6 protein-coding genes are annotated in these 7,543 nt (G+C 58.5%); 4 read left to right on the top strand and 2 right to left on the bottom strand.

The features are described 5' to 3' along the window. Positions 1 to 733 precede the first annotated feature (733 nt). Positions 734 to 1,648 (top strand): patatin-like phospholipase family protein, encoded by a 915-nt coding sequence (locus MRX98_RS21325; protein ID WP_246915024.1) that lies wholly within the window; start codon positions 734 to 736, stop codon positions 1,646 to 1,648. A 138-nt stretch (positions 1,649 to 1,786) separates the two neighbouring features. On the opposite strand, the gene MRX98_RS21320 is transcribed toward MRX98_RS21325, so the two are convergent. Continuing rightward, on the bottom strand, positions 1,787 to 2,383 hold the full coding sequence (locus MRX98_RS21320) for a hypothetical protein (protein WP_246915021.1): 597 nt from the start codon (positions 2,381 to 2,383) through the stop codon (positions 1,787 to 1,789). Positions 2,384 to 2,400: 17 nt separating this feature from the next. After that, positions 2,401 to 3,399 (bottom strand): sigma-54 interaction domain-containing protein, encoded by a 999-nt coding sequence (locus tag MRX98_RS21315; RefSeq protein ID WP_246915018.1) that lies wholly within the window; start codon positions 3,397 to 3,399, stop codon positions 2,401 to 2,403. An 893-nt stretch (positions 3,400 to 4,292) separates the two neighbouring features. On the opposite strand from MRX98_RS21315, the gene MRX98_RS21310 reads away from it, so the two are divergent. From MRX98_RS21310 to flaF, 3 genes are all read left to right on the top strand, one after another. Beyond that, positions 4,293 to 5,528, top strand: coding sequence for a flagellin (locus MRX98_RS21310; RefSeq protein WP_246915016.1), 1,236 nt, complete (start codon positions 4,293 to 4,295; stop codon positions 5,526 to 5,528). A gap of 254 nt (positions 5,529 to 5,782) precedes the next feature. After that, the gene (locus MRX98_RS21305) at positions 5,783 to 6,172 is read left to right on the top strand and encodes a flagellar biosynthesis repressor FlbT (protein WP_246915013.1); all 390 of its coding nucleotides are present in this window, start codon (positions 5,783 to 5,785) and stop codon (positions 6,170 to 6,172) included. Then, a complete protein-coding gene (gene flaF / locus MRX98_RS21300) occupies positions 6,162 to 6,557 on the top strand; it encodes a flagellar biosynthesis regulator FlaF (RefSeq protein ID WP_246915010.1) in 396 nt (131 codons plus the stop codon). The genes MRX98_RS21305 and flaF overlap by 11 nt, the downstream gene beginning before the upstream one ends. Positions 6,558 to 7,543: the final 986 nt, after the last annotated feature.

Below are 7,543 nucleotides of genomic sequence, written 5' to 3'. Positions count from 1 at the left end.
GCCTGCACGCATTGCATCACCCGGCTCCCCCGCCCCACCCGCCTCCGTGGAAAAACAGGCGATGTCGCTTTTGCGATGGAGAAAACCCTCTTGCAAATCCATATAATCGTTAGAATTCATTAACTTAAGACTTCAAACGTTAAACTTGAAACTGGCCCGCCAGGGCCCATAGGATGTGCTGACGAAGGAAGCGCATCGTTCTCATCCTCACCGCATTATGGGGGGCAATATCGTGCCGGATCGCCTGTATTGCATTTGGTATATGGCTTCCAAGGATGGGTTTTGATGCGCTTCCTTCGTCAGCACATCCTATAATCCCTACACGGCCGTATACCCCCCGTAGGGGCACGGCACGCCGTGCCCGTGCTGGGTGATCGGGCCTATCTGGGCACGGCTTGGTAAGACCTTGCGGGCTGATCGAGACCGCCTATCAAGGCATGGGGTGACCTTGCGGGTTGACCGAGGCTACCCGGGCACGGCATGCCGTGCCCCTACGGGTGGATCGGGTCTTATTGGGCACGGCGTGCCGTGCCCCTACGGGTTGATGCGTGGAAGGAACGATGGGCGGAAGAACCCATCCGCTCGCCCACCACAACCAAATTAAATCGATAGAATTCATTAACTTAAAACTTAACACTTAAAACTTAAAACTATTTTTTCCCCCTTATCCCCCATTGACGATCACCCCATTATCATCCACAATAAGCACATCAATAACCAAGGAGCCCCCACCATGCCCAAACAACGCACGGCGTTCAGACTTTCCTGCATTTTGCTCCTGCTCCCCCTCATCCTCCCCGGCATCGCCGCCGCGGAGCAACGTCCCTCCATCGGGTTGGCCCTCGGTTCCGGTGGGGCCGCCGGGTTGGCCCATATTCGGATGCTGCAGGTGTTTGACGAGCTACAGATCAAGCCCGACCGTATCGCCGGCACCAGTATCGGCGCGATCATCGGTGCGCTGTATGCCGCCGGTCTGGACGCCGCGGCCATTAAAAAGATATTCGACCGATTCGCCGGTTCGGAGCTGGATGTGTTGACCCAATTGATGCAGCCCTCGGCGCAACTGGATCTGGGCGACTTGATCGACATCGACATCGCCAACGGCGCCTTGTTCGATTCAAGCGGCTTTCTCGAATTTCTCGCCGAACAGATCTCCGCGCGCACCTTCGAAGAGTTGAAGATTCCGCTGGAAATCATCGCCACGGATTACTGGACCGGTGAAACCATCGTACTCCAGGACGGCGACCTGTTTACCGCCATAAAAGCCAGCATGGCCGTCCCCGGTTTGTTCACACCGGTGAACCAGGGTGATCGTTTATTGATCGACGGCGGCACCGCCAACCCCCTGCCCTACGACCGTTTGCTGGAAGGCCATGACATCGTGGTGGCCGTGGATGTGTCCGGATCGCGCAACCGCTCCGACGATAAGGAGATCGGCTGGAAAGATCTGGTTTTCAGTACTTTTGAAATCATGCAGCAATCGATCATCATGCAGAAGCTGCAAAAGCAGCGCCCCACCATCTACATCAAACCGGACATCAGCGGCATCCGCATGCTGCACTTCAACCGCATCGAAACCATCCTCGAACAATCCGGGCCGGCCGCCGACACGCTGAAGGCAAAACTGGCGCAAGGCATCGCCAAGTAAGGGTTCGCCCTCGACGACGGGCAATGGGAAGATCACCGTCGCGACAAGGCTTTCCGGCGTAGACGCGCATTCGTCTATCGTTTCAATGCGTTGTGGATCGGTAATGAAGGGTGTGAACGATGGTGCTCGCGCACTGGGCTACTCCCGCCCGATCTTCACCTTCCGGTTCGCGGGCCAGGGCAGCCCCTCCTCCGCCATGAGGGTTTTGAGGCGGTCGCGCTGGGCGGGGGTGATGGGAAGGGTGATCGCATGCTCGCGGGCGATGGTGGCCCGCAGCTCGTCTTCGCTGGTGCCGAGCTGTTCCAGGGTCACGGTGGGGGTTGCTTCGAGGATTTTGGCAGCCACGGACTGTGCGAATTCCATAACCGCGGCGGCGGTGACGTCGGATAGGGCGTCACTCTCACGGGTCACGGCGGCGCCGTTGTCGGCCAACTGCTTCAAGGCGGGGTTCAATGCGGCGAGGGCCATGCGGGCCGCTTCTTCACGGCCTTCCCGGCGCCCCCGTGCCATGGCTTCGGCGCGGGCCGCCTCCAGCAGGGCCGCACTGTCGCGATGCCCCTCCGGACCGGCGGCCGAACCGTCCGGGCGGGTCAGGGAAAGGGAGAGAAAGCTCTCTTTCGATTGGGGCGTCCCGCCGGCGGCACTATCGGCGACGGGCCCATGGATGTTGGGCTTGGGGCGAAAACCGCCGTCGCCCCCGAAGGACGTGAAAGGCTTGTCCAGGGCACTTACCATGGGTCACCGCGGTCCCTTCAGGCGCACTTTTGCAGATCGTAGCGCTTGATCTTCTCCACCAGGGTGGTGCGCTTGACGTGCAGCAGCTTGGCGGCCTTGTTCTTGACCCAGTCGGTCTTCTCCAGGGATTGGTAGATCAGATTTTTCTCGAACTCGCTGACCGCCGTGCTCAGGCAGATGCCGTCTTCGTCGAAGTCGGGTTCCAGCATGGGCATGGGCGCCGTTTCGCCCGCCTCGGGCGCGCTGTCGCGCAGTTTGACCGGCAGATCCGAAACCCCCAGCTCCCCCTCGCCCCGCAGCACCGCCATGCGCTCGAGCATGTTGGCCAGCTCGCGCACGTTGCCGGGCCAGCCATGGGCCATCAAGCGCGCCATGGCGCCGTCGCTGATGCCGCTGATGGCCGTGCGCTTCTCCTTGTTCAGCTTTTCCAGGAAGTAGTGGGTCAGCAGGGGAATGTCCACCGCCCGTCGGGCCAGGGACGGCAGATGGATGGGAATCACATACAAGCGGTAGAACAAATCCTCGCGGAAAGTGCCCTTCTGCACCGCTTCCTCCAAATCGCGATGGGTGGCGGCAATGATGCGCACATCCACCTTCACCGTCTTGTTGCCGCCCACCGGCTCGAACTCCCGCTCCTCCAGCACCTTGAGCACCTTGACCTGCAGGTCCGGGCTCATGTCGCCGATCTCGTCCAAAAAGATGGTGCCGCCGTGGGCCACCTCGAACTTGCCCACCTTGGCCGCCGTCGCGCCGGTGAAAGCCCCCTTCACATGGCCGAACAGCTCGCTCTCCAGCAGATTCTCGGGAATGGCGCCGCAGTTGATGGCCACGAAGGGTTTGTCGCAGCGGTAGGAGCCCGCATGAATCGCCTTGGCCACCAGCCCCTTGCCCGTGCCGGTCTCCCCGTTGATCAGGATGGTGCTGTCGCTGTCCGCCACCCGCTCGATCAACCGAAACACATCCCGCATGGCCCGGCTCTTGCCGATCACCCCCCGGAACCCGATGGGCTCGGGCATGCACCCATCGCCCTCGGAATCAACGCACCGGCCGGCCCCACCGTTCTCCATCGCATCCGCAGTCACATCGCGCACAACATCCCCCTTTGTGCCGGATCATGATTTGTAGGAAGAAAAAAAGGAACTTCGCGCCCAGAAGGAATGCAATCTATGTGCCACCATCCCCAACCCCCACCCGATCCCCCAAAACCCAACACCAACACCAACCCCCGAAACCCTTTTCCTAATATATAGCCGCCATTTAGCCCCCGGAACCCTACCAAGGCGCCAACCCGGCCAATCCTCCGAATGGACCACATTCTCCCCCCGAAAATCGCTAACCCTCCCCCATCCTATGCAAAATGCAAACACCACCCCCCACCCAGTTCCCAAAAATATCCAAAACGCGATTTATACCACTGCAATCATTACCGATACCACCAACCACCCCCCACACCCAACCCACCAATCCATATCCAACTCATTTTCCACAATTTTCGCAATTTTCAAACCGCTATCATTTCGACACCCCAATATCGCCATGCATTTCATTGCACTATCCATTTGTGCAAATCGAACAAAATAACTTTGCACATTGCAAATCTACCTGCCCATTTCCGTCAACCAACCCCTCCCCCAATCCAGCCAATATACAACCAACCCGATCACCTCAGCGTGCGAACACAAGGCTCGTCCAACGCCCTTACCAACCCAAAAACCTCAACAAACACAACAAACCAAAAAAAATTCTCAAGTTCCCCACCCCCGGACCGATAATGGAAGTGAACGGCGAAATCACCAAGGGAAAGGGGGACAGGCACCGGAAACATCACATCGCCGGAAATCAACCACAAAAATCGAACACTCAAACAAAGGCCAGAAGGCCGCAAAAATCCTAGAAAAGGAGAAACACCATGTCTCAAAACGCTATTACTCTCACCGGCGGAATGCGCAAGAACCTGTACAGCCTGCAGAGCACCAACAACCTGCTGGAAAGAACCCAGAGCCGTATGGCCAGTGGCCTGCGTGTTCAAACCGCTGTTGACGATCCGGTCAACTACTTCACCGGACTGTCGCATCGCCAACGCGCCGAGGATCTGGGATCACGTAAAGACGAGATGTCCGAGTCCATCCAGACCGTTATGTCCGCCAACGAAGGTGTCACGGCTATCACTTCTCTGATCGCTTCGGCAAAATCCCTCGCCCAGAGCGCGCTTTCGGCCGGCACGGAGGAGGAAGTCACAACCCTGGAAGGTCAGTACAACGAAGTGCTCTCCCAGATCAATCAGCTGGTAAACGATTCCGGGTACAAAGGCGTCAACCTTCTTGGCGGCAGTGATGTAGAGCATGAAGTCAAGTTCAATGAAGACGGCTCAAGCCTGTTGACGATGACCGGGTTCGATGCAACGACCGAAGGATTGAATATTACCCAAGTCGGAGCTGAACTGGAAGCGGTGACTGGAGAAGCGGCATCTGTTACCATCGGCGACGATAGCGGAAATGGTGCCGTTACGATTACGGCATCCGATGAGGGCGTGGCGGGTAATGATATCACCGTTCAATTTGTTAACGGCACAGGCAATAACTCTGCCTTAGATGCTGATATCACTGACGGTGTTATTACTGTCACCTTGGCTACAGATGGAAGTGGAGACCCGGATGATACAGCAAATACCGCTGCACTGGTAGCAGCCGCCATCAATGGTTTGACCGGTGTTTCAGCGAGTGAGAGCGGCACCGGCGCCGACGCCGTGACTGCAATGGCAGAACCAGTTTCCCTTGAAGGCGGTGTGGACGAAGTCGCGGAAGGCACCACAGCCCCCGGATGGTGGTCCGCTGGCGAAGGCGAAGAAGCCGGATCGGTCAACAAGTCTGTTATCGGTGATGCCATTCTGGAACTCGATGCCGCCCGCACCACCTTGCGCTCCGAGTCCCAGAAACTCTCCACCAACCTCAGCACCATCACCATCCGCCAGGAGTTCACCCAGGGGATGATCAACACCCTGCAGGACGGTGCGGCTGAGCTGACCAATGCCGACATGAACGAGGAAGGGGCCAATATGCTGATGCTGCAGACCCGTCAGTCCCTGGGCACCACCTCCTTGAGCCTGGCTTCCCAGGCGGCCCAGTCGGTGCTGCGCCTGTTCTAGCCGGGTAGCGGCAACGGCGCATGACGGTTCATACCGCCGGCGCCATTTCAAACACGCAAGTTCCATCAAGATCCTTATCACGGGCAGAGGGGTTCGCCCCTCTGCCCGGCTCCACCAAACCCGCATCGGCCCCATCGGCAGGGCCCTCATGGCACGAATGGTGCTACCTTTCCTTCGCAATCGATCAACCAAACGGCACCCGCGCACCGCCGACTACCGGCGGGAGCCGGTCAGGGGGAGAAGACGGAGACGCCATGGGGCTTAAAATCACGCTCAAACCCAACGAACGCATGATCCTGGGGGGCGCTGTCATCCGCAACGGGGCGAGCAAGACGGAACTGACGGTGGAGAACAATGTTCCCATCCTGCGTCAAAAAAACATCATCGGCCCGGACGAGGCCAATTCGCCGGCGCGGCGCATCTACTTCGCCGTGCAGCTGATGTATGTGGACGAGGGCCACCTGGCCGAACACCACAAGCTCTACTGGGCGCTGGTCAAGGATTTCGTGGCCGCCGCCCCCAGCGCCACGGGGCTGGTCGACCGGATCAACGCGGCGGTGCTGGAAAGCCAATACTACGACGCCCTGAAGGCGGCGCACAAATTGATCGACTACGAAAAGGAGCTACTCGACCGTGTTCAATAACGCCATCAACGCCTACCAGACCATCCAGAACGAAGGTTTGTCCGACCGCGAAACCGAGGCCCGCGTGCTGACCCAGGCGGCCCGCAGGCTGATCATCTGCCAACGGGAATGGGCCCAACCCAACCTGCGCGAACGCCTGGGCGATGCCCTACAATACAATCAGCGCATCTGGACCATTTTCCAGACCGAGATGCTCGAGGAGACCAATCCCCTGCCCCTGGAGATCAAACGCAACATCCTCAAACTGAGCCAAATGGTCGACCGCCGCACGATGGACACATTGACCGAGCCGGAACCGGAAAAGCTCGATTTGCTGATCCGTATTAATGAGAATGTGGCGGCGGGGTTGAGGGGTTCCGTGACAGGCCCTGTCGGGCAGTTTTAAGTTTTAGGGCCCTGGCGGGCAGTTTTAAGTTTTGTACCCTGACGGGCAGTTTTAAGTTTTAAGTGTTAAGTTTTAAGTTAATGAATTCTATCGATTTTATTGGGTTTGGGGTGAGCGAGCGGATGGGTTGTTTCGCGCATCGTGGGGACACGGCACGCCGTTCCCAATCAGGTACGATCCACCCGTAGGGGCATGGCATGGCGTGCCTGGGGTGCCCCGGACATGCCGTAAGGGCTCACCACAACGTGCCCGGTTGCCCCGGGCATTCCGCAGAGGCCCGCCACGACCGCACATTGGAATCCCCGATCGTCCCGCAGCGTCCTCCACGCCTTGCCCGATCAGGCCCGATCAACACGCGAGGGCACGGCATGCCGTGCCCCTACAGGGCGTTGGCCGTCGGTTTCAAATCCTCCGGACCATAATAGGATGTGCTGACGAAGGAAGCGCATTGTTCCACATCGTTCCGCATCGTTCTCATCCTCATCGCATTTGAATGCCACCGCACCGAATTTCCCGCCGAAGGACCCGCCAAATGACCCATTGCGTGCCGTTTGGAGATACCGGGGCGGTCATGGTTTTTCACGGTTCATCTTGCCTGTTGCCCCTAAAACCATCCGTTGATTGAAAACAATCAATGACTTGCGATAAACATTGCGAGCGGTCAAAGCCCGTGCCCGTGGGTTATTCCACATTGCGGGGGGCGGCCACCGTGTCGCATATCCTATGTTGCGTCCGGGTTTTGCCGTCAGGGGATGTCGATTTTTCGACCCATTGGGAGGGAATGGTGCGTTTTGATGCGCTTCCTTCGTCAGCACATCCTATGGTCTGTAGGGGGAACGGTGCGCCGTGGTAGTGCGGGATGTTCGGGGCTACCCGGGCACGGCATGCCGTGCCCCTACGGGTGGGGGGAGGAACGATGCGTGGAAGGCCCCCACCTGCTCGCCCACCCCCCAACCATCTACAATCGACAGAATTCCTTAACTTAA

Source organism: Desulfatitalea alkaliphila (assembly GCF_022968795.1).
In the GTDB taxonomy this organism is placed as follows: Bacteria; Desulfobacterota; Desulfobacteria; order Desulfobacterales; family Desulfosarcinaceae; genus Desulfatitalea; species Desulfatitalea alkaliphila.
Note: the sequence above shows the minus strand (reverse complement) of the source record. Positions and strands in the feature narration are given on the sequence as shown.

Excerpts from the sequence above, each read along its gene's own strand:
- MRX98_RS21325 (WP_246915024.1), top strand. The coding sequence starts at position 734 with ATGCCCAAACAACGCACGGCGTTCAGACTTTCCTGCATTTTGCTCCTG.
- MRX98_RS21305 (WP_246915013.1), top strand. The coding sequence starts at position 5,783 with ATGGGGCTTAAAATCACGCTCAAACCCAACGAACGCATGATCCTGGGG.
- MRX98_RS21315 (WP_246915018.1), bottom strand. The coding sequence starts at position 3,399 with ATGCCCGAGCCCATCGGGTTCCGGGGGGTGATCGGCAAGAGCCGGGCC.
- MRX98_RS21310 (WP_246915016.1), top strand. The coding sequence starts at position 4,293 with ATGTCTCAAAACGCTATTACTCTCACCGGCGGAATGCGCAAGAACCTG.
- MRX98_RS21320 (WP_246915021.1), bottom strand. The coding sequence starts at position 2,383 with ATGGTAAGTGCCCTGGACAAGCCTTTCACGTCCTTCGGGGGCGACGGC.